A 1,991-nucleotide genomic window follows, 5' to 3' on the forward strand; every position below is an offset into this window, starting at 1 on the left:
AGAAAAATATAGTAAGAAAGGATATTTTTTACCTGGTGAGATAGAAAAATCTTTTGCAGAAATAGGACTTAATAACCTTTTTCAGTAGTAATTATTCTTTGTGCAAATTGAATAGAAGTAAATTTTATTAAAATCAAAAAATTAGAAAGAATAAGAAAATAAAAACAAATAAAAAGATATAGGTAATTTTACAGGTAGTATCAAAAAATAGATGAAAGAGAAAAAATTGTTCATTGAAAATTTTGGGGATAGAAAAAAGCACGGGAAGGGTGAAAAAAGAGGACTAGGAAGTAAATAGGGCATAAATGAGCAATAAGGCAGGGACTATATCAAGAAATAGGTAATAAGGTTATTTAAAAAAGATTCAGGGCAATTTAGAGGCAATATGTCCGTAGAATCCCTCGGGCGTAGCCCAGAGGGATCCTTTAGATTGGTAAGAAACCATTTTTTGTATTTTCTCTTTTCCCTTGATATTCCTATGTCTACAAAGTTTTTTTCAAAAGAAGCGCCGATCTTGGGTATTAGTAGCAGAACAACAAAAGATAAAAAGGGAGGAAGGCAGGAAAATATATGGGGAAGAAGTGGCGGGAAAGAAGAAGGGATATTTGCCAAAACATTAGATACAACAGATATTTTTACTGGGTGGACAGAGACAATATGTGTTGAGAACAAATCACCGGAAAAAGTATTTAAAGAAAACCAATTACCAGAAACAAATTTTTCTGATGCGGTTAAAACAATGGAACTTGTAGAAAATATTTATAAAAACACTATTTAGTTCTTGTTTTATCCTGAATTTTTGTTGCTCTTTTTATGTATTCTTTATAAGTTACAAGTTCATATTTTTTAATTATTTCATCAATTTTTACATCTTTTGAAATTGGTTCAATAGTAAATAATGCTTCATCACCAAATGTTTCTATTTTTATTTTATCTCTATATTCTTTCAAAATACCTTTTAATCTATCTCCTTGAAAATCCCAGTGAAACACAGTTCTTTCTAAATTAATATCACACCAGACCCAGTAAGAAAATCTGTTTGTTTTTACAATCCATCTTCCAGTGTTATCTATAATTCCTGCTTTTAATTCTTCTCGTATAGAGGCAACAATATATATACTATTTAATAAAGAGATTGAATTTAAAACTTTTCCACCAGGATAAGAGGAAGAAAATACAATTAGTTTTGCACCCATATCTGAAAATTTTTTCCATTCATCAAACCAATTTGCATCAAAACATATTTGTGCTGCTAAATATCCAAATTCAGTTTCAACTACCTTTTGTTCTTTACTTCCAGGAATTATTCCATCTTCAATTTCTGATTCTGTTGGATGAATTTTGTCATATTTTCCTATAATTTCTCCTTCTCTATTTATAAAAACACAGGTATTAAAAACACCTTTTTCTCGTTCATCATAAATAGAACCAGCTATGCATGTTTTATATTTTTTAGCCAAATTTTTTAAAAATACTTTAATTTCAGAACTATAAAAGTCACCCCTTTTTTCTACCCCTGCATAATAGAAAATTTCAGGTAGACAAACAAGGTCTGGTTTTATATTTGATATTTCTTCAAATGTTTTTTCAATATATTCAAGATTATCCTGAATTTTTTCTATTTTTCTATGTTCACATGCCATAGAGATAGTTGCAATTTTCATTTGAGTACCCCCTTTATTCTTTCTTCAAACATTTCCTCTGGCATTGCTCCAATAATTCTATCCACTTCTTTACCATTTTGAAAAATTATAATTGTTGGAATAGACATAATTCCAAATTTAACTGCAATATCCTGTTGTTGGTCTACATTTAATTTACCAAAAGATATTTTCCCTTCATATTTTTTTGAGAGATTTTCAATTATTGGAGATACCATACGACAGGGCATGCACCATGGAGCCCAAAAATCAACAATTACAAATTCCTTTTCCTTTAAAAAATTATCAAAATTATCATTTGTTAATTCAATTATTTTTTCTTCCATTTTT

Annotated in this window: 3 protein-coding genes; 1 reads left to right on the top strand and 2 read right to left on the bottom strand. The window is 28.9% G+C overall.

Annotation, left to right across the window (positions count from 1 at the left end; translation table 11 throughout):
• The first annotated feature begins 478 nt into the window (after nt 1-478).
• On the top strand, nt 479-778 hold the full coding sequence (locus tag PLW95_08120; protein ID HOV22620.1) for a hypothetical protein: 300 nt from the start codon (nt 479-481) through the stop codon (nt 776-778).
• Here PLW95_08120 and PLW95_08125 read toward each other — a convergent pair.
• Both PLW95_08125 and trxA read right to left on the bottom strand, forming a co-directional pair.
• Entirely contained in the window at nt 771-1,664 is an 894-nt protein-coding gene (locus tag PLW95_08125) for a carbon-nitrogen hydrolase family protein (protein HOV22621.1), read from the bottom strand. The two genes, PLW95_08120 and PLW95_08125, sit on opposite strands and share 8 nt — an antisense overlap.
• Nucleotides 1,661-1,987 carry a thioredoxin gene (gene trxA / locus PLW95_08130; protein HOV22622.1) on the bottom strand — a complete coding sequence of 109 codons (327 nt, stop codon included), beginning with the start codon at nt 1,985-1,987 and terminating at the stop codon, nt 1,661-1,663. The genes PLW95_08125 and trxA overlap by 4 nt, the downstream gene beginning before the upstream one ends.
• Between the last annotated feature and the right edge of the window lie 4 nt (nt 1,988-1,991).

This window comes from bacterium (assembly GCA_035370465.1).
Taxonomy (GTDB): Bacteria; Ratteibacteria; UBA8468; order B48-G9; family JAFGKM01; genus JAGGVW01.

Bases quoted from the DNA above. Each gene is read 5' to 3' on its own strand.
- trxA (HOV22622.1), bottom strand. From the start codon at position 1,987: ATGGAAGAAAAAATAATTGAATTAACAAATGATAATTTTGATAATTTT.
- PLW95_08125 (HOV22621.1), bottom strand. From the start codon at position 1,664: ATGAAAATTGCAACTATCTCTATGGCATGTGAACATAGAAAAATAGAA.
- PLW95_08120 (HOV22620.1), top strand. From the start codon at position 479: ATGTCTACAAAGTTTTTTTCAAAAGAAGCGCCGATCTTGGGTATTAGT.